We start from the raw sequence: 18,376 nt of genomic DNA, 5'->3' as shown, positions 1-18,376 counted from the left end.
AGACATGAGTCCAGAAGCTGCGGGCTTTCTCCAGTTGCTCGCCCTCATAGGCGCACTGGCGCTCGCCTACATCCCGCTTGGCACCTACATGGCCAGGGTCTACTCCTCGAAGAAGCACCTGCGGGTGGAGAAGTGGATCTATCGCGCCATCGGTGCCAACCCCGACGCCGAGATGACCTGGCCCGCCTACCTGCGTGGTGTGCTGGCCTTCTCCGCCGTCAGCGTCCTCTTCCTCTATCTGCTGCAGCGGCTGCAGGGCGTCCTGCCCGGTTCGATGAAGTTCTCGTCGGTGAGCCCGGCGCAGTCGTTCAACACGGCCGTGTCGTTCGTGACCAACACCAACTGGCAGTCGTATTACGGCGAGCAGACCATGGGGCACGTCGTGCAGACCGCCGGTCTGGCCGTGCAGAACTTCGTCTCGGCGGCCGTCGGCATCGCCGTCGCGGTGGCGCTCGTGCGCGGCTTCGCGCGCTCGCGCACCGGTGAGCTGGGCAACTTCTGGTCCGACCTGGTGCGCGGCACGCTGCGCATCCTGCTGCCGGGTGCCGCGGTCGCCGCCGTCGTGCTGGTGGCGTGCGGGGCGATCCAGAACTTCTCCGGCATCCACGAGGTCGGCCAGTTCATGGGCGGCTCGCAGCAGTGGAACGGCGGCGCGGTCGCCTCCCAGGAAGCGATCAAGGAGCTGGGCACCAACGGCGGCGGCTACTTCAACGCCAACTCCGCCCACCCCTTCGAGAACCCGACCCCCTTCACCAACCTGTTCGAGATCTTCCTGATCCTGGTCATCCCGTTCTCGCTGACCCGCACCTTCGGCGTGATGGTCGGCAACGTGAAGCAGGGGTACGCGATCCTGGCCACGATGGTCACCATCTGGCTGGGCTTCACAGCCCTGATGATGTGGACCGAGTTCGCCCACCACGGCCCGGCGCTGCAGGCGGCCGGCGGCGCGATGGAGGGCAAGGAGGTCCGCTTCGGCGTCGGCGGCTCCTCGATCTTCGCGGTGGCGACGACACTGACCTCGACCGGCGCGGTGGACTCCTTCCACTCCTCCTTCACCGGCCTGGGCGGCGGCATCACCATGCTGAGCATGATGCTGGGCGAGATCGCGCCCGGTGGTACCGGCTCCGGCCTCTACGGCATCCTGATCATGGCGGTCATCGCGGTGTTCATCGCCGGTCTGATGGTCGGCCGCACGCCCGAGTACCTGGGCAAGAAGATCGGCGGCTGCGAGATGAAGCTCGCCGCCTGCTACATCCTGATCACCCCCGCCCTGGTGCTGGTCTTCACGGCGGCCTCCATGGCGCTGCCGACCCCGCCGCACTCGATGCTCAACTCCGGCGCGCACGGGTTCTCCGAGGTGCTGTACGCCTTCACGTCCGCGTCGAACAACAACGGCTCGGCTTTCGCCGGCCTGAACGCGAACACCGACTGGTTCAACACCACGACCGGGCTCGCGATGCTGCTGGGCCGCTTCCTGCCGATGGTGTTCGTGCTGGCACTGGCCGGCTCGCTCGCCGAGCAGACGCCGGTCCCGGTCACCGCGGGCACCCTGCGCACCGAGAAACCGCTGTTCACCGGCCTGCTGGTGGGTGCGATCCTGATCATCACCGGTCTGACGTACTTCCCGGCGCTGGCGCTGGGTCCGCTGGCCGAGGGGCTGGCGTCATGACGACCCGAACGGAAAACCACGAGGACGCGATGTCCATACCCACTCTGGCGCCCCACCAGGACGCGCCGACCGGGCACAAGCCCGCCGAGGGCCGTGTCGGAGCGGGTCTCTTCGACCCCAAGGCACTGGTGAAGTCGCTGCCGGAGGCGTTCCGCAAGCTCGATCCGCGGGTGATGGTCAAGTCCCCGGTGATGTTCGTGGTGTGGATCGGCTCCGTGCTCACCACCGTCTTCTCCTGCCAGCACCCGGGCGACTGGTTCGGCTGGACCATCAGCGCCTGGCTGTGGCTGACCGTGGTCTTCGCCAACCTCGCGGAGGCCGTCGCCGAGGGCCGCGGCAAGGCTCAGGCCGACACCCTGCGCAAGGCCAAGACCGACACCATCGCCCGCCGGCTCCTGGCGGACGGCACCGAGGAGCAGGTCCCGGGCACCGCACTGACCCTCGGCGACCTGGTGGTCTGCGAGGCCGGTGACGTCATCCCCGGCGACGGTGACGTCGTCGAGGGGGTCGCCTCGGTGGACGAATCGGCGATCACCGGCGAGTCCGCCCCGGTCATCCGCGAGTCCGGCGGCGACCGCAGCGCCGTCACGGGCGGTACGAAGGTGCTGTCCGACCGCATCGTCATCAAGATCACGACGAAGCCCGGCGAGACCTTCATCGACCGCATGATCAACCTGGTCGAGGGCGCCGCCCGGCAGAAGACGCCCAACGAGATCGCCCTGAACATCCTGCTGGCCTCGCTGACCATCGTCTTCCTGATGGCCTGCGCCACGCTGCCGCCGTTCGCGGCCTACGCGGGCACACACCTGACCATGGTCGTGCTGGTGGCCCTGCTGGTGTGCCTGATCCCGACCACGATCGGCGCCCTGCTCTCCGCCATCGGCATCGCCGGCATGGACCGGCTGGTGCAGCGCAACGTGCTCGCCATGTCGGGGCGTGCGGTCGAGGCCGCCGGTGACGTCTCCACGCTGTTGCTGGACAAGACCGGCACGATCACCCTCGGCAATCGCCAGGCCGCCGAGTTCCTGCCGGTGAGGGGCACCACCGAGGAGGATGTCGCGGACGCGGCCCAGCTGTCCTCGCTGGCCGACGAGACGCCCGAGGGCCGCTCCATCGTCGTCCTCGCCAAGGAGAAGTACGGGCTGCGCGAGCGCCACCAGGGCGAGCTGGCCGGTGCCCAGTGGATCGAGTTCACCGCCCAGACCCGCATGTCGGGCGTGGACGTCGACGGCCGGAAGATCCGCAAGGGCGCCACCGCCTCGGTCATCGCGTGGGTGAAGGAGCAGGGCGGCACGGTCGCCGAGGACGCGGACGGCATAGCCAACCGCATCTCCGAGGCGGGCGGCACTCCGCTGCTGGTCGCCGTCGAGGACGCCGACGGCGCCCGCGTGCTGGGCGTCATCCATCTCAAGGACGTCGTCAAGAACGGCATGCGGGAGCGGTTCGAGGAACTGCGCCGCATGGGCATCAAGACGGTCATGATCACGGGGGACAACCCGCTGACCGCCAAGGCGATCGCCGAGGAGGCCGGCGTCGACGACTTCCTCGCCGAGGCGACTCCCGAGGACAAGATGGCCCTCATCAAGCGGGAGCAGGCCGGCGGCAAGCTGGTCGCCATGACCGGGGACGGCACCAACGACGCGCCGGCCCTCGCACAGGCGGACGTCGGCGTGGCGATGAACACCGGCACGTCGGCCGCCAAGGAGGCCGGCAACATGGTCGACCTCGACTCCAACCCGACCAAGCTGATCGAGATCGTCGAGATCGGCAAGCAACTCCTCATCACTCGCGGCGCGTTGACCACGTTCTCCATCGCCAACGACGTCGCGAAGTACTTCGCGATCATCCCGGCGCTGTTCGCGGCCGTCTACCCTGGCCTGGACAAGCTCAACATCATGCACCTGTCCTCGCCCGACTCCGCGATCCTGTCGGCCGTCGTCTTCAACGCCCTGATCATCATCGCCCTGGTGCCGCTGTCCCTGAAGGGCGTGCGCTACCGGCCGATGGGCGCCGACAAGATGCTCCGCCGCAACCTCGGGATCTACGGCATCGGCGGCCTGATCGCCCCCTTCATCGGCATCAAGCTCATCGACCTGCTCATCTCCCTCATCCCCGGGCTGTAATTCTTGAAAGGCGCGCTGATCGCCATGAACAACTCCGTCACGAACACCGCCCGGTTGCTCGGCGCGGGCCTGCGCGCCCTCCTCGTGCTGACCCTGGTGACCGGTGTCGTCTACCCGCTGGTCGTCACCGGCATCGCCCAGGGGCTGTTCCACGACAAGGCGAACGGCTCCGAGATTACGGCGCACGGCAGGATCGTCGGCTCCTCCCTGATCGGGCAGTCCTACAACCTGCCGCCGAAGAAGGGGCAGCAGACCCCCGAGCCGGACCTGAAGTGGTTCCAGGGACGCCCGCAGAACGGTCTCGGTGCCAACAGCGTCAATACGCGGTACCAGCTGATCCTTTCGGGCGCCACCAACCTGTCCGCGGACAGCAAGGTGCTCCTCAAGCAGGTGCAGGACGCCAAAGCTGCCGTGGTGAAGGACAACTCGGTGCCCGGCTACACGGTCAGGCCCTCGGACGTCCCCGCGGACGCGGTGACCTCCTCCGGCTCAGGACTGGACCCGGACATCTCCCCGGCCTACGCCGACCTCCAGGTGCACCGGATCGCTGCCAGGAACGGCCTCTCGGTCGCCCAGGTCGAGAAGCTGGTCAAGGACCATACGGCCGGCCGCACCCTGGGCTTCATCGGCGAACCACGGGTGAACGTCCTGGAGCTCAACACCGCGCTCAAGGACCTCGTGGCCGAGAAGTGACCGCCTTACGCGATCCGCGACGGGAGCCGGTACCTCCGGGTGCCGACTCCCGCAGGCATGACAGGAGAGGCACACCTCCATGACCAGGGTGCTAGTGGTGGAGGACGACCCGCAGCTCGTACGGGCCCTCGTCATCAACCTGCACGCACGGCACTACGGCGTCGACGCCGCCCCCGACGGCGCCACGGCGCTCCGGCTCGCCGCCGCCCGTCAGCCCGACGTGGTCCTGCTGGACCTCGGCCTGCCCGACATGGACGGTGTCGACATCATCAAGGGCGTGCGGGGCTGGAGCCGCGTGCCGATCCTGGTCCTGTCCGCCCGCCAGGCGTCCGACGAGAAGGTCGCCGCGCTCGACGCCGGCGCCGACGACTACATCACCAAGCCGTTCAGCATGGACGAGCTGCTCGCCCGGCTGCGCGCCGCCGTCCGCCGGACCGAGGACACACCGCTGGTCCCCGAGACGATCCTGGTCGAGACGGAGCACTTCACCCTCGACCTGCTCGCCAAGAAGGCCGTACGGGACGGGCGGGACGTACGGCTGACCCCGACCGAGTGGCATCTGCTGGAGATCCTGGTGACGAATCCCGGCCGGCTGATCACGCAGAAGCAGCTGCTCCAGGAGGTCTGGGGCGTCTCGCAGAGCAACAAGACCAACTATCTGCGGGTCTACATGGCGCAGTTGCGCAGGAAGCTGGAGGCGGACCCCTCCCACCCCCGCTATCTGATCACCGAGCCCGGGATGGGCTATCGCTTCGAAGGATGACATGACACGCGGCAAGCTCCGGATCTACCTCGGCGCGGCACCCGGCGTCGGCAAGACCTATCGCCCGCATCCTCGACCAGCCCCGGCTGGAACTCACCGGCCTGCACTGCCACCTGGGCTGTCAGATCACGTCCGTCAAGCCGTACCTCGTGGCCGCGTGCCGCCTGGTCGGCCTGATGGGCCGCCTGCACGAGCAGCACGGACTGGTCATGCCCCAACTCGACCTCGGATGGACGAGAAACCACTGCTTCAGGCCCTTGAGCGGACCGCTCCGGTGCTGCCGACGGTGCCCGGCACGCCTGCGCGGCCCAGCTTCGACCACGTCCGGCACGGCACCGTGGACCGGTTCGCCGCCTTGAACACCGCCACCGGCAAGATGATCGCGAAGCTGTCCGCGCAGCACCGCGCCGTGGACTTCCGCGACTTCCTGGACGAGATCGACCGCCAGACCGATCCCGGCTTGGCGGTCCACGTGATCTGCGACAACCTCTCCGCCCACAAGGCACCGACAGTGCACAAGTGGCTTCTGGTCCACCCCTTGGTCCAGCTGAACTTCGCCCCGACCCACTCGTCCTGGATCAGCCAGGCCGAGCGGTCGTTCGCCGAACTGCAGCGGCGCTGGCTGGCCGGCCGGTGCGGCGTGGGCCGTGTCGTCGGGCTTGCGCACCGAGACGGCGGGAGGAGCAGCGTCGGCTGCTATCCGCAGTGGTTGGTGGTGTTGTAGTCCGCGAAAGCGGCCTTGGTCTTCGGTCCGGCGACCCCGTCGATGACGAGGGAGTAGGAGTGGGCGTTCAGGAAGTCCTGCAGCGCCTTGATCGTTTCGGTCCCGACGATGCCGTCCACTGTGAGCTTGCCGTCGATGTAGTAGCCGCCCCAGTTGAAGAACCTCTGGGCCGCCTTCCAGCTGTCGGTGCCCAGCTGTCCGTCGATCGCGCCGGGGTCGAAACCGTCGTTGCGCAGTTCGCACTGCCAGTGCTTGGCCTGGGTGGTGGTCAGGCCGAGGTTGTTCACTGCGAGGATGGAGACCCTCTGGTTGCTCGCGGTGGGCCTGGCGGCCGGCTGGGACGCCGCGAAGCCCGCGCTTGCGCCCGCGAGGCTTCCGGCGGTTATTCCGGCAACGGCAACGGCACTCACGACGGCCCTCGTCACGGCATTCGATCGCATGTGTCTCCCACTTTCTGAGATTTCGATTGTGCGGTGTTGTTCTCCGCAGATCGGGGGTTGCGGGCACTTGGATTCCGGCATGCACTGTCGAGCGAGTGCCGGCGGCCCGATCAGGGGTGGGTCGGCTTCGGGTGGGGTCAGTTGACCAGCGCCAGCCATGTGCTGGGGCCGACGATGCCGTCGGGGGTGAGCTGGTTGCGGGTCTGGAAGGCGACCACGGCGTCATGCGTGGCCGTTCCGAAGGAGCCGTCGACCGACAGGGCCGCGCCGTGGGCTTTCAGTTCCGTCTGCGCCGCTCTGACGGCCGGGCCGTGGTCCCCTTCTTTGACGGTGGTGATGAGGGCTTGCCAGGTCTTGGGGCCGACGATGCCGTCGGGGGTGAGCTGGTTGCGGGTCTGGAAGGCGACCACGGCGTCATGCGTGGCCGTTCCGAAGGAGCCGTCGACCGACAGTGCCGCGCCATGGGCGTTGAGGAGGTACTGGACGGTGGTCACCTGGCGGCCGCTGTAACCCTGCTGGACGATCGGCCATGCGCCGGCCGGCGGCGGCGGTGGGGGCGTGTAGGTGCCGTTGGCGGCGAGGTTCCGCAGGTCCTGCTCGGTGCCGTTGAAGACGTCCTGGTCACCGGGAAAGGTGCCGGAGTCGGAGGTCTGCCAGAAGGCGTACGAGGACCAGCCGTTGGGCAGGGGGTGCGGGGTGCCGGTCCAGCTGCCGATCCAGATCAGGTTGGTCGCGGCGAAGGCGGAGGAGTTGCCGGTGCACTGCGACCACCACGACGTGTTGGTGTTGATCACCGGGTGCCGGCCGGTACGGCGCCGGTATTCGTCGTCGAATGAGGCGATCCAGCGGACCGTCGCACTGGGGCTGACCCCGTAGCAGGTCGGCAGGCCCCGTGTGGCCTCGATGTCCAGGACGCCGGGGAGGGTCTTGCCGTCGGGTTGCCAGGCGCCTCCATGGTCGACGAAGTAGTCGGCCTGGGCGCTGCCGGAAGCCTTGTCCGGCCTGGCGAAGTGATAGGCGCCGCGGATCAGGCCGGCTGCTGCCGCACCGTCGTACTGCTGGGTGAAGCGGGAACTGATGTAGGAGGTGCCCTCGGTCGCCTTGACGTAGGCGAAGGAGGCTCCGTCCGCGGCGACCGCAGACCAGTCCACGGTCTCCTGGTAGGCGCTGACGTCCAGTCCGCGCACGGCAGCATCCGTGGCCTGCCGCGGCCGTGTTTCCTGGGCTGTCGCCGATGCCGCGGTCGGGGCGACAAGCAGTGCGGCCGTGACGGTCACCACGGTCAGCCCGCTGAGTAACCGCGCCCGCGCAGCGCGTCTTGGCACGCACCCCTGGGAATGGCGAGGAGTTCTGAGAAGAAGCGTCATTCGTGGACTCCTTTCACTCGTTTCACGTCCTGCACCTCTCACCACCGGTCCCGGCTCTGTGGCGCCTGCGACGGCGCCGTTCGCCCGCCCCCGGGGCCGCGCGCCGAAGGCAACGGGCCGTTGCGGGCGGTGGACGCGGCCACGGCCATGCAGCAGCAGCCGCCATCGACCTGCCCGGCTGCTGTCACGCCCCATGCTTCTGGTCCGGCACGTTGTTGCGCATGCCTGCATCGCCGAGTGCAACAAACGTCGAGGCAGGTCGGCCGTAGGCGCCGATCGGCTGAAAGAAGCTGGTCAGGGATGCGACGGTGACGAAGAAGGTGCCACTGTTGTCCCTCACTGACGGGATTGACCATGGGGGACGGGATGGGGCGTCGTGAGGGACCGCTGGATCCGTCGGCCGGGCCGGTCCAGCGATTCGCGTTCGACTTACGCAAGCTGCGCCAAGAGGCCGGGGGCCTGACCTACCGGGCCATGGCGCAGCGCACCGGCTATTCGGTCGCCACCTTGTCGAGGGCGGCCGCAGGCGGCCAACTGCCGTCGCTGGAGGTGGTGCTGGCCTATGTGCGGGCATGCGGGGCGGAGCCCGAGGAATGGGAGCCGCGCTGGCGGGCGGTGGCCCGGGAAGTGGCCGCCGAGCAGCAGGACGCCGATGACGCGGACGCCCCGTATCGAGGGCTGGCCCGCTTCGAACCCAGCGATCGTCATCTGTTCTTCGGGCGCGACCAGCTCGTGGCCCGACTGACCGAGCGGGTGCGGGCCTGCCGCATGGTCGCGGTGGTGGGCGCGTCCGGCAGCGGCAAGTCCTCCCTCCTGCGCGCGGGGCTCGTCCCGTCCCTCCAGGACCAGCAGTCATCGACGTGCCGACTGGCAGCGATACGGATCCTCACCCCGGGGCCGCGGCCGGCGTCCACCCACGCCCGCGCGTTGACCGCAAGCCAGAGCGTTGGTGAAACGGTGGTCGTGGTCGATCAGTTCGAGGAGCTCTTCACCCTGTGCTCGGACCCGGTGGAGCGTGCGGCTTTTCTCGACCTGCTGGTGAGCGCGGTGGAACCGGAGAGCAGACTGCGGGTGGTGATCGCGGTACGGGCGGACTTCCTCAGCCGTTGCGCCGACCACCGTCCGCTCGCCGCCGCCCTCACCGACGCGACCTTCCTGCTCGGCCCCATGGGGCCGGCGGAACTGCGCGAGGCGATCGTCAAACCCGCCGCGGCCGCAGGGCTGATCGTCGAGCGTACGTTGACGGCGAGGATCGTGGAGGACGTCGCCGAGGAGCCCGGCGGACTGCCGCTGATGTCCCACGCTTTGCTGGAGACCTGGCGCCGCCGCAGAGGCCGCACCCTCACGCTGGCTGCCTACGAGGCCGCAGGTGGTGTGCACGGCGCCCTCACGCGCACCGCCGAAGAGCTGTACACCCGCCTCTCGCCGGATCGGGCCGAGGCCGCCCGGCGTATCCTGCTGCGCCTGGTCACGCCGGGTGAAGGGGCCCAGGACACCAGCCGTCCCGCCGAGCACGCCGAACTGCAGGCGCTGAGCACCACCGGCCAGTCCGCCGACACGGCCTCGGTGCTGGACCAACTGGCCCGCGCGCGGCTGGTCACACTCGACGGCGACATGGTGCACCTGGCGCACGAAGCGTTGATCACCGCCTGGCCGCGACTGCAGTCTTGGATCGACGGCGCCCGCGAACGGCTTCGGGTCCACCGCCAGCTCACCGAGGCCGCCCGGGCCTGGGACGCGCTCGACCGGGATCCTGGAGCCCTGTACCGCGGCACCCGCCTGGTCACCGCCGAGGAATGCCTGACCGGGTATCGCGCGGACCTCACCCCGGTTGAGGCCGAGTTCCTCGACGCCAGCATCGCCGCCCGCGAGCAGGAGCGGCGGGTGGCGGCTCGCACCGCCCGGCGTATCCGGGCGCTGCTGGCCGCGGTGTCCGCCCTGTTTCTGCTCGCGTCGACGGTCGCTGTCATCGCCTTCCAGCAGCGCTCGCTGGCCCGCGCCGGCCGTGACCGCGCAGTGGCCGAGCAGGTGGTGGCCGAGGCGGGCCAGCTGAACGCGACCGATCCGTCGCTGGCGGCCCGGATGTATGTGGCGGCGTACCGGCTGCGGTCCGACCGTGAAGCCACCGCGGGCCTGCTGGACACGCAGAACATCTCGCTGTCCTCCGTACTGCCCGGACACTCCCAGCCGGTGTACGCGGTGGCGTTCTCACCCGACGGGCGCACCCTCGCCACCGGGGCCGGTGACGACACCATCCGGCTGTGGAGCCTGGCCGACCCCGCGCACCCCGTCCCGCTCGGCAGGCCGCTGACCGGGCACACCGACTGGGTGTACTGGCTGCAGTTCTCCCCGGACGGTCACACCCTGGCCAGCGCCGGCCGGGACCGTACCGCCCGGCTGTGGGACGTCCGCGATCCGGCGCATCCCAAGGCCCTGGGCAGGCCGCTGACCGGGCACCGCGATTTCGTCTTCTCCGTGTCGTTCAGCCGCGACGGACGCACCCTGGCCACCGCCAGCCAAGACCACACCGTCCGGCTGTGGGACGTCTCCGACCCCGCGCACGCCAAGGCCCTGGGCCCCCCGCTCACCGGGGCCGGCGAGGCCGTCGCCTCGGCCGCTTTCAGCCCGGACGGCCGTACGGTGGCGGCCCCCGGCCACGATCATGTGATCCGCCTCTGGAACGTCACCGACCCGACCCGCCCGCAGCCGTGGCGGAAGCCGCTGAGCAACCCGGACGTCGTCTACGCGGTCGCCTTCCGCCGGGACAGCAAGCTCATGGCCAGCGTGGGAAACGACCGCAAGGTGCGGCTGTGGGACGTCTCGGACCCGGCGCGCACCAAGCCACTGGGCGGGCCGCTGACCGGCCACACCGACACCCTGCTCGCGGTGGCGTTCTCACCCGACGGCCGAACACTCGCCACGGCCGGCGCGGACCACACCATCCGGCTCTGGGACGTCTCCGACCCGATGCATCCGGCCGCCCTCGGGCAGCCGTTGATCGGCCACACCGGGTTCGTCAACTGGCTGGCGTTCAGCCCCGACGGACGGTCGCTGGCCAGCGCGAGCGATGACCACACCGTACGTCTGTGGCAGCTGCCGCGTGCCTTCCTGGCCGGCCATCTCGGCAGCGTCACCGGCATCGCGTACGGCCGGGACGGCCGCGTGCTGGCCAGCGCGAGCGACGGAAGGGTACGGCTGTGGGACGTCCGTGACCCTGCGGGCGGCAGGCAGTTGAGCGAGCTGCCGGGTGAGCGCCTCGCCCTCCGGGTGATGTTCCAGCCCCGGGGCCGGTTGCTCGCGAGCGCCGACAGCGACGGCACCGTGCGGCTGTGGGACGTCTCCGCCCCGGGCCGTCCCCGGCAGGCAGGCCTGATCCGCACCGGCGGCGCCGACCAGGACGACGGCGTGCTGGCCTTCACTCCCGACGGACGTGTACTGGTCACAGGCGGCCCCAAGTACGGCCTTCGCCTGTGGAACGTTACCGATCCCGCCCGCCCCGCCGCCCTGGGCAGCCCGCTGACCGGCCACATCAGCTTCGTCCACTGGGCGGGCGTCAGCCCGGACGGCCGTACCCTGGCCAGCACGAGCGAGGACGACAAGGTCCGCCTGTGGGACATCCGCGACCCGGTCCGCCCCAGGCCCCTGCCGGACATCCGCACAGGCGACACGGGCGGCACCCTGTGGGGCGCCTTCAGCCCTGACGGACGGCTGCTGGCCACCGCCGGCGTCGGCCACGACGTACGCCTGTGGAACGTCAGTTCCCCCGCGCACGCCTCGCCCATCGGTAGCTCACTGACCGGGCACACCGGCCGGGTGACCTGGGTGGGCTTCAGCGCTGACGGCCGCACGCTGGCCTCCGCCGGCGAGGACCGCAGCGTCCTGCTGTGGGACCTGACCGACCTCACCCGGCCGGTCCCCTGGGGCAGGGCGCTCACCGCGGGGCACACCGAGGCGATAGAGACGGCCGCGTACCGCCCGGACGGGCAGCTCCTGGCCACAGCCGGACCGGACGGCACGATCGAGTTCACACCCTTCGGCCTCGGCCGGGCGATCCGGCGGATCTGCGCCACCACCGCCGGTCAACTCACCCCGGCGCAATGGCGGGATTACGTACGGGAACTCCCCTACGCTCAGCCATGCCGTGCATGACGAGCCCCACCCCGCACTGCCGGCACCCCGGCCCCGCGTTCCCCCGCCGACGCCGGGGTGCCGACCGGTTGGCTCACACGACGCACTCGCCTGACGGGCACGCGCCACGTCGGCCAGTCCCGGGCCGTGTCCGGACGGACGTTCCCCCGCCCGAGTAGCAGATCGTCGATCCAAACTCACGCTTCGCGGGTCAACGGTGGATCCATCCGCAGTCCGCCCGGAGCCGGATCGCCAGAGCGGGACACCCTCTTCCCTGGCCCCGCAGTCGACACGTCCAGCTCACCAGCGTGAATGAGCGAGCCCTCGCCTGCCGATGTTTGTTTCACGCCGAGACAGGGGCCTGCGCAACAACCAGTCGGCCCGGAACCTGGTGTTCAGCGGGCGCCGGACACCGTCTCGACGGGCGACGTCGGCCCTGCGTGCCACGTCGTCTCGCCCGCCACCTGTCACGTATGAGCAATCAGTCACTGTTGCGCACAGATATCACGAAGGAGTGACTGTGACCGGGCCCATCACCCCGCAGGAACATTCCGCCGCTTCCCGCGGTCGGACAGACGCACTCGCCGAGGTGCACAAGCCGGTCGACCCCAGCCAGGAGCTGTCGTCGGCCGAACTGGCCGTGCTGGACGCCGTCGCGCCGATGGATCCGAACGCGCCCTCGACGAAGGTCACCCGAATCGCCAAGAGGGAGGTCGGCTACCGGGAAAGCGGAACCAACCACACCAAGTACGGTCGGTGGTACGGCGCCGACGGTCAGGAGTGGTGCGACATCTTCGTCAGCTGGGTCTTCCACGAAGCCGGCCAACTGCCGGCTGTCGGCGGCAAGCAGAAGTACGTCCCCGACCACCTCAAGTGGTTCAGGAAACACCACCGGTTTTACCGCCGCGGGGCCACCGGTGGCGGGCCGCGCGAAGGCTGCGTGATCTTCTTCGACCTCAACGGGCGCAACGGAGAGGACCACATCGGGATCGTGACGTCCTACGACGACACCTACGTCTACACGGTCGAAGGCAACCGCTCCAACGAGGTGAGGCGACTCAAGTACTCCCGCTCCAGCCATCTGATCTGGGGCTACGGCTACCCGGCCTGGGACCACTGACCTGCTGTCCGAGCACCTCACGGGGGTAGGTGCTCGGCTCACAGGTGTTCACGTCTACTCCTGGGGCGGCAACGTGAACACCCCGCACGACCCACCGGCCGGCCTGTCCACGTGCTAGCAGCGGGGCCTCACCCGGCCACGCCGACGCCGGTCGACCTGCCCACGGCGGCCTCGCCGGGCCCTGCGCCCGGCGAGGCCGCCGCGATCTGCCGAACCGGGCTCCGGACGGGACGCGGCCGAGCACCTTGTTGCGAACGGCACACCGCGGCCGGCCGGCCGTGGCCGAGAACGAGGTCCACGCGGCACAGGGACGGCTGAGGCAGGGCGAGCGGGAACTCGCAGAGCTGCGCTCGAGCCGCCTCGATACCCTGCGCGCTCTCGATGTCCTGGACAGCGTGGCGGGTTTGGAGCCGTCCCTGTCCGATGTGATCGCCCAACGCGCCGCCAGTATGACGAAGCAGTCCCGTCGGCGCGCACAGCAGCCCGAACGGGCGGCGTCCCGGGAACGATCCGGCCGCTCACCCACACCAGCAGTCGTGCGTTGGCCGCCCCGGGCGAGTCTCGCCGTCGGGATCGCCGGGGTGAGGGTCTGTGAGATTCGGCATACGGCGTGCGGCGTACGTCGCCGGTTGACGCGAGAGAACAGGCCTCTACCAGCGCTCACGTCCGGTCCACTGCGGTGCCCCGTGCCCTAACGGCCTTGAATACAAAGGGAATTGGTAGATTTGGCCATCCACTCGTTGACAGTTACTGGCTCAAGGTTTTTACCCTGATGCATCTCCCTTGCGCATGTGTTCGGCCATGCAGGTGCGGGGAGGGAACGGGGTGAGACCGCCAGGTCGACGGGCACTGGTCGGCACGCTCCCATGGCTGCCGCGGTTGCTCGCGCCCGGTGGGCGTGTCCTGCCCGCGGGGCCGCCGACCGGGCGCAGGGTTGTACCGGGAGGATCCCTGGTGCCGCCGGGACGACCCGCCCATGGCCCCGTGTCTTTCGGACAGCGGAACATGCGAGTGGGACAGAGGAAGGGCAAGCAATGCGGGTGCTGGTAGTGGACCACGACGCCGCCTGTGCACGGTCCGTCGTCCACTTACTGCGGCAAAACGGTTACGGCGCTTGGAGCGTGGGAACCGGCCAGGCGGCACTGGAGCTGCATCACCAGGCTGACCTGGTGCTGCTCGACCTGGGGCTGCCGGACGTCGACGGCCTGCAGGTCTGCGCGGACATCCGTGCCGCGTCCGACACTCCGATCATCGCCGTCACGGAACACACCACCGAGTTGGAACGCGTGCTGTGTCTGAAATCGGGGTGCGACGACTGCCTCGACAAACCCTACGGTGTGCAGGAGCTGATCGCGAGAATCGAGGCCGTGCTGCGCCGTGCCCGCGTGGCTGCGCTCCGAAGTTGTATCGTCCACGGTCCGCTGCGGGTCGACGCCGCCCGGCGCGAGGTGTACCTCTCCGGAAGGCTGCTCTCCCTCACACGCAAGGAGTTCGACCTCCTGCACACGCTCGCCTCCCGGCCCGGCACGGTGTTCAGCCGCAGGGAGCTCATGGCGCGGGTGTGGCAGAAGAGCGCCGGGGCCACGGCCGGGCGGACCATCGACACGCACGTCAACAGTCTGCGGAACAAGCTCGGTGACAGTTCCTGGATCCTGACCGTGCGCGGTGTCGGCTTCCGTCTCGGGCGGGGGATGACCATGGCGGCCTGAGCGGTGGTGCGGGGCGTGGGCGGGCGCCCGCCCACGCCCCGCACCGTGTCACTGGCCGTACGGACGCTTTCGGCGCGCCTCGCGCAGCGCTTCGGCCCACCATGTGAGCTGGTCCAGCATGGTCTTGGCGGCGGTGGCGGGCCCCTCGGGATCCTTCGGGTCGCCGTTGTCGTCGAACTGCTCCCAGGCGTTGTGGAAGCTGACCTGTTCGCGGATGGTGACCGCGTGCAGCTCGGCGAAGACCGGCCGCAGGTGCTCGGCCGCGCGCAGGCCGCCGGCCAGGCCGCCGTAGGAGACCAGACCCACCGGCTTGGCCCGCCACTGGGTGTAGTGCCAGTCGATCAGGGACTTCAGCGAGGCCGGGTAGCTGTGGTTGTACTCCGGCGTCACCACGACGAACGCGTCCGCGTCCTCCAGACGGGGCGTCAGCTGTGCGAGTACCTCGGCGGTGCCGCTGCCGGGCGACTGGGAAAGCACCGCCGGCAGGGGGTGCTCGGCGAGGTCGATGTAGTCGACCTCGACGTCGCCGCGCTGGCGGGCCTGGTCGGCGAACCACCGCGCGACCGTCGGACCGAACCTGCCCTCCCGGACGCTGGCGCAGATGACCGCGAGTCGCAGAGGCGACGTGGACATATCTCTCCTTAGTGGGTTTTCTCCGGTGACTGTTGGTCACCGCTGAAGGGGAATGGGTCGTTCGAGGGGGTTTCGGACAGTGCCCGGAAGTAGACCTCTTCCGGTTGCGCGCCGGTCAGGACGGTCCCGGTGCCGAAGCGCAGGAGCGGAACCTGGCGGACGCCCTCGGCGCGGACCTTGGCGAGTTCCGCCGTGAGGGTCTGCTCGTCGGGCTCCTCGGGCCCGCCGCGCCGGACGCCGGTCTCCGCAGCCAGCCGGTCGAGCGTGGCGGCGTCGCCGATGTTCGCCCCGTCGGTCAAGTAGGCGCGGAAGAGGCGTTCCGCCATCGGTTCCGCCCGCCCCTGGCGGCCGGCCGCGGCGAGCAGCCGGTGGGCCGGGAGCGTGTTGACGAACACCGCCCGGGCGAAGTCGAGGCGGAGCCCCTCCCGGGCGCCCACGGCCGTCATGTGCTGCGTCATCCGCTCGGCCTCGGCCCCGAAGGCGCGCCGGTGGCGCTCGGTGAGCGGCTCACCCTCGGCCGGGGCCTCGGGAGCGATCTGGAAGGGACGGAAGACCACCTCGATGCGGTCGCCGCGGGCTCGCCGCCGTGCCGCGGCGCGCTCGAAACGGGTGAGGGCGAGGTAGGAGTGGACGCAGATGAGGTCGAGGACGAACTCGACCCGCCGGGTGGTGGGGCTGCGGGGGAAGTGCGGTGTCACGGCTGCCTCCGGTGGAGGGAGTGCGGTGCGCGGGGGGTCGGTGGAGCGGCCGGGGAGGCGGAGGCGTCCGATGCGCCGTCGCCCCGTCCGGCCGGTGCCGCGGCCGGGTTCTGCGGCGGATGCTTCCCGGTGTTCCCCGTGCCTCGGGTGCTCCCCGGCGCGGGAGCCCCCGCCGGGGCGTCGCCCTGCGCATCCCGCCCCTGCCCAGGGGCGCCCGCGGCGACCGCCCGGCCGGCGGCGGCCGTGCGCCGCCGGCCGGCGAGGAGGTACCCGGCGGCGACCACAAGGGCGCCGGACGCGATGACCAGGAACATCGGCTGGATGCCGAGGCCCGTGACCAGCGGCTGGGTGACGATCGGGGCAAGGAACTGGCCCAGGAAGAGCGCGGTGGTCAGAAAGCCCGTGTACCGGCTGCGCGCCTCGGGCGGCGCCTCGTTGACCACCCAGCTGTTGAGCGTCGGCATCAGTATGCCGAGGCCCGCGCCCATTACCAGGGTGCCGAGCGCCAGCACGGCGACGTGCGGGGCCAGGAAGAGCACCAGGTAGCCGACGGCGATGGCGGTGAAGGCGGCGGTGACCAGGCCGTACTCGCCGGCCAGGCGTCGGATGGCGGCGAAGCGGAGCGAGACCAGACCCGTGGTGAGCGTCTGCACCGCGATGACGGCTCCGGAGGCCACCGAACCGGCGTGGAAGTGGTCCTCCACCAGGAACGGGACCTGTACGGGCACCGAGTAGAAGGCCACCTGGCCCAGGAACATGGCGGCGAGCGCCGCCGCCAGCCCGGTGGCCGGGCCCCGGCGGGTGCCGGAAGGTGAGCGGTCCTGCGTCGGCCGGGCGCCGGCGGCCCCGGGCCGGGTCTGCGGCAGCTGCGTCAGCGCGGGCACGACGAGTGCCGCGCCGAGCAGGTAGACCAGGAAGACCGTACGCCAGCCGAGCCCTGCGAGCGCACCGCCGCCGACCAGCAGTGCCACGCCGCCGAAGGCGCCGGCCGCGGTCTGCCGCCCGAGCAGCCGCTGGCGCTCGGTCCCGTCGTACAGGTCCGCGATCATGGCCACGCTGTTGGTCATGATCAGGGACACGCCGAGTCCCAGCACGACGCGGCCGGCCAGGATGCTCGCCAGGTCGGGAAGGTAGAAGCCGGAGCTGCCTCCCAGGGCGAAGGTGAGCATGCCGGTCACCAGGGCACGCTTGCGTCCGATGCGTTCGGACAGGACGCCGGCGAAGGGCGAGAAGAGCACGATCGCCAGTGCGTGGGCGCTGGTGATCATTCTGGCCAGCAGGTCGACGTCGGCGGTGTCCGCGAACGCGGCGCGTATCCCGGGTATCGCGGGGGACACCACGGCTCCGGCCATGATCGTGAGCGTGCCGGCGAGCACCAGCACGGTCGCTCGGCCGGACCCGCCTCCGCGGCCGTGTTCCTGCACTGTCGGGTCGGAGCGCACCTGTCCTTCTCCTTGGCGGCGGTGATCATGCTGCTGTGCTTGCCACCGTAAAACTTCAACTTAAGTTGAAGTCAAGCGGTGGTGCGGTCAGGTCGTGGGGCGCTGCCCCCACACCGAGAACAGCAGCGTCGTGACGTCGCGGGCCTCGGGCCGATCGAGTCCGGCGATGAACTCGCTGAGCTGCTCCGCGCTCACCCAGCCGTTGTCGATCAGCGGCTGCCCCTGCAACTCCATTCGGCGGCGTATGAGTTCGGTCCCGTACTCGCCCTGCCCGGGGCCGAGGGGGCGCACGTGCAGGTCGACGGACACCAGGCCGAGCTGTGCCAGCCGGGCGGGCAGCCGGCGGCCGAACCGCATGTCGGCGCCGCGCTGACGGAAGGCGCGCAGGTAGGCCTCGACGACCGAGCGTTCCGCCGGTGTTGCCGCGTCCTCGGCCGGCAGGTAGTAGAAGTCCTCCGCCACCAGCCAGCCGCCGGGGGCCAGCCAGCGCACGGCGCGCTCGAGCAGCTCGTCGGGGGCGCGCAGCACCGACAGCACCCCCCGGGCAAGGATCAGGTCGAAGGAACCGGGAGCGAAGTCCTGCTGTTCCAGGTCGGCCTGACGAACGATCAGATTGGGCTTGCGGGATGCGTCCATCAGGCTCGTGTCCACGTCCACGGCGAGTACGGAGCCCTCTGGCACCCGTTCGGCGAGCCAGTACGCCATGGAGCCGCTCCCGGCGCCGGCATCCAGGCAGCGGGCGTCGCGGCGCAGTGGCAGACGGCCGATGATCTCGCAGGTCAGTGGGTCGTAGGTGCGCTCCCACAGCTTGGACAGAATGGCCTCGGACTGGTTCACGGTGGGTTCCTCCTCGGATGTGCGGGTCAC

General features: G+C 70.1%; 15 protein-coding genes and 1 pseudogene. 9 read left to right on the top strand and 7 right to left on the bottom strand.

Features of this window, described 5'->3' with window-relative positions; all coding sequences use genetic code 11:
- Positions 1–4 precede the first annotated feature (4 nt).
- The 6 genes and pseudogenes from kdpA to OG956_RS00705 all read left to right on the top strand — a co-directional run bounded on the left by kdpA (position 5) and on the right by OG956_RS00705 (position 5,972).
- The gene (gene kdpA, locus OG956_RS00730; RefSeq protein ID WP_330335947.1) at positions 5–1,669 is read left to right on the top strand and encodes a potassium-transporting ATPase subunit KdpA; all 1,665 of its coding nucleotides are present in this window, start codon (positions 5–7) and stop codon (positions 1,667–1,669) included.
- A complete protein-coding gene (kdpB, locus tag OG956_RS00725; RefSeq protein WP_330335946.1) occupies positions 1,666–3,792 on the top strand; it encodes a potassium-transporting ATPase subunit KdpB in 2,127 nt (708 codons plus the stop codon). Before kdpA ends, kdpB begins: the two co-directional genes overlap by 4 nt.
- A gap of 24 nt (positions 3,793–3,816) precedes the next feature.
- Complete coding sequence (locus OG956_RS00720) at positions 3,817–4,485, top strand: potassium-transporting ATPase subunit C (RefSeq protein WP_330335945.1); 669 nt, start codon at positions 3,817–3,819, stop codon at positions 4,483–4,485.
- Between the two features lie 79 nt (positions 4,486–4,564).
- A complete protein-coding gene (locus tag OG956_RS00715; protein ID WP_330335944.1) occupies positions 4,565–5,248 on the top strand; it encodes a response regulator in 684 nt (227 codons plus the stop codon).
- 59 nt (positions 5,249–5,307) lie between these two features.
- Positions 5,308–5,505: pseudogene (locus tag OG956_RS00710) on the top strand (diaminopimelate decarboxylase); the annotation flags it as partial.
- On the top strand, positions 5,478–5,972 hold the full coding sequence (locus OG956_RS00705) for a transposase (protein ID WP_330335943.1): 495 nt from the start codon (positions 5,478–5,480) through the stop codon (positions 5,970–5,972). The pseudogene OG956_RS00710 and the gene OG956_RS00705, both read left to right, overlap by 28 nt.
- Here the strand turns inward: OG956_RS00705 and OG956_RS00700 are convergent.
- From OG956_RS00700 to OG956_RS00690, 3 genes are all read right to left on the bottom strand, one after another.
- Positions 5,945–6,382 carry a peptidoglycan-binding domain-containing protein gene (locus tag OG956_RS00700; protein ID WP_330335942.1) on the bottom strand — a complete coding sequence of 146 codons (438 nt, stop codon included), beginning with the start codon at positions 6,380–6,382 and terminating at the stop codon, positions 5,945–5,947. The genes OG956_RS00705 and OG956_RS00700 overlap by 28 nt on opposite strands.
- Positions 6,383–6,549: 167 nt before the next feature.
- Positions 6,550–7,599 carry a GH25 family lysozyme gene (locus OG956_RS00695; RefSeq protein WP_330335941.1) on the bottom strand — a complete coding sequence of 350 codons (1,050 nt, stop codon included), beginning with the start codon at positions 7,597–7,599 and terminating at the stop codon, positions 6,550–6,552.
- A gap of 364 nt (positions 7,600–7,963) precedes the next feature.
- The gene (locus OG956_RS00690) at positions 7,964–8,119 is read right to left on the bottom strand and encodes a hypothetical protein (RefSeq protein WP_330335940.1); all 156 of its coding nucleotides are present in this window, start codon (positions 8,117–8,119) and stop codon (positions 7,964–7,966) included.
- Between the two features lie 26 nt (positions 8,120–8,145).
- On the opposite strand from OG956_RS00690, the gene OG956_RS40160 reads away from it, so the two are divergent.
- The 3 genes from OG956_RS40160 to OG956_RS00665 all read left to right on the top strand — a co-directional run bounded on the left by OG956_RS40160 (position 8,146) and on the right by OG956_RS00665 (position 14,736).
- A complete protein-coding gene (locus OG956_RS40160) occupies positions 8,146–11,928 on the top strand; it encodes an nSTAND1 domain-containing NTPase (RefSeq protein ID WP_443065510.1) in 3,783 nt (1,260 codons plus the stop codon).
- Between the two features lie 499 nt (positions 11,929–12,427).
- Positions 12,428–13,027, top strand: a complete 600-nt coding sequence (locus OG956_RS00670) for a CHAP domain-containing protein (RefSeq protein WP_330335939.1) — start codon at positions 12,428–12,430, stop codon at positions 13,025–13,027.
- Between the two features lie 1,034 nt (positions 13,028–14,061).
- Positions 14,062–14,736 (top strand): response regulator transcription factor, encoded by a 675-nt coding sequence (locus OG956_RS00665; RefSeq protein ID WP_330335938.1) that lies wholly within the window; start codon positions 14,062–14,064, stop codon positions 14,734–14,736.
- A 48-nt stretch (positions 14,737–14,784) separates the two neighbouring features.
- Here the strand turns inward: OG956_RS00665 and OG956_RS00660 are convergent, their stop codons facing one another.
- The 4 genes from OG956_RS00660 to OG956_RS00645 form a co-directional block, all read right to left on the bottom strand.
- Positions 14,785–15,369, bottom strand: a complete 585-nt coding sequence (locus OG956_RS00660) for an NADPH-dependent FMN reductase (RefSeq protein ID WP_330335937.1) — start codon at positions 15,367–15,369, stop codon at positions 14,785–14,787.
- 8 nt (positions 15,370–15,377) lie between these two features.
- Complete coding sequence (locus tag OG956_RS00655; protein ID WP_330335936.1) at positions 15,378–16,067, bottom strand: DsbA family oxidoreductase; 690 nt, start codon at positions 16,065–16,067, stop codon at positions 15,378–15,380.
- Complete coding sequence (locus OG956_RS00650) at positions 16,064–17,509, bottom strand: MFS transporter (protein ID WP_330335935.1); 1,446 nt, start codon at positions 17,507–17,509, stop codon at positions 16,064–16,066. Before OG956_RS00650 ends, OG956_RS00655 begins: the two co-directional genes overlap by 4 nt.
- A gap of 87 nt (positions 17,510–17,596) precedes the next feature.
- Positions 17,597–18,376, bottom strand: coding sequence for a methyltransferase domain-containing protein (locus tag OG956_RS00645; RefSeq protein WP_330335934.1), 780 nt, complete (start codon positions 18,374–18,376; stop codon positions 17,597–17,599).

The sequence above is a fragment of the Streptomyces sp. NBC_00557 genome (genome assembly GCF_036345995.1).
Taxonomy (GTDB): Bacteria; Actinomycetota; Actinomycetes; order Streptomycetales; family Streptomycetaceae; genus Streptomyces.
This window is presented reverse-complemented; position numbering and strand designations above follow the sequence as displayed.

What these genes read in the sequence shown, in the direction of transcription:
- kdpA (WP_330335947.1), top strand. Translation starts at nt 5, where the DNA reads ATGAGTCCAGAAGCTGCGGGCTTTCTCCAGTTGCTCGCCCTCATAGGC.
- kdpB (WP_330335946.1), top strand. Translation starts at nt 1,666, where the DNA reads ATGACGACCCGAACGGAAAACCACGAGGACGCGATGTCCATACCCACT.
- OG956_RS00720 (WP_330335945.1), top strand. Translation starts at nt 3,817, where the DNA reads ATGAACAACTCCGTCACGAACACCGCCCGGTTGCTCGGCGCGGGCCTG.
- OG956_RS00715 (WP_330335944.1), top strand. Translation starts at nt 4,565, where the DNA reads ATGACCAGGGTGCTAGTGGTGGAGGACGACCCGCAGCTCGTACGGGCC.
- OG956_RS00705 (WP_330335943.1), top strand. Translation starts at nt 5,478, where the DNA reads ATGGACGAGAAACCACTGCTTCAGGCCCTTGAGCGGACCGCTCCGGTG.
- OG956_RS40160 (WP_443065510.1), top strand. Translation starts at nt 8,146, where the DNA reads ATGGGGCGTCGTGAGGGACCGCTGGATCCGTCGGCCGGGCCGGTCCAG.
- OG956_RS00665 (WP_330335938.1), top strand. Translation starts at nt 14,062, where the DNA reads ATGCGGGTGCTGGTAGTGGACCACGACGCCGCCTGTGCACGGTCCGTC.
- OG956_RS00660 (WP_330335937.1), bottom strand. Translation starts at nt 15,369, where the DNA reads ATGTCCACGTCGCCTCTGCGACTCGCGGTCATCTGCGCCAGCGTCCGG.